The sequence below is a fragment of the Alcanivorax sp. 24 genome, assembly GCF_004360225.1.
GTDB classification, from domain to species: Bacteria; Pseudomonadota; Gammaproteobacteria; order Pseudomonadales; family Alcanivoracaceae; genus Alloalcanivorax; species Alloalcanivorax xiamenensis.
The window spans coordinates 1-444 of sequence record NZ_SNUA01000096.1; the positions used below are offsets into that span (position 1 = coordinate 1).

1 pseudogene is annotated in these 444 nt (G+C 42.8%); it reads right to left on the bottom strand.

Annotated elements, in window-relative coordinates:
• A pseudogene (locus E0L37_RS21420) lies at positions 1-444 on the bottom strand (biotin-dependent carboxyltransferase family protein); the annotation flags it as partial.

Below are 444 nucleotides of genomic sequence, written 5' to 3' on the forward strand. Positions count from 1 at the left end.
TAATAGTACTATGGGTTCACCATTTGGCGGAAGCTGAATACAGCCAGGAGCAACAGCCATAGAGGGTAATGAAACATCATGGCTGATATCACACTCATCACTTAATAGTCTTGTGCCCATGCGGTTACTATTAGGCGATACATGCCAAGAATGATTTATAAAGTTAACGATGGTTTCTTTTGGTAACAGTGCTGCATGTGGTGCAGCATGAATACGAATTTGTGTACTTTTAGGTGGTAGCATGGCACCTAAGCCAACTTTGGTATTGAACCTTGGCGTTATATCAAAACTATCGCCAGCCTGTAGTGCTTCACCGGTTAAGCCACCAAAACCCGCTAATATATCTGTTGAGTAAGAACCTAAAATGGGCTCAGGTAAATGCCACTCGCCGCCAATAGCAAGGTAGCTCCTAAAACCATGTCGTGCAGCATTAAACTTTAATAC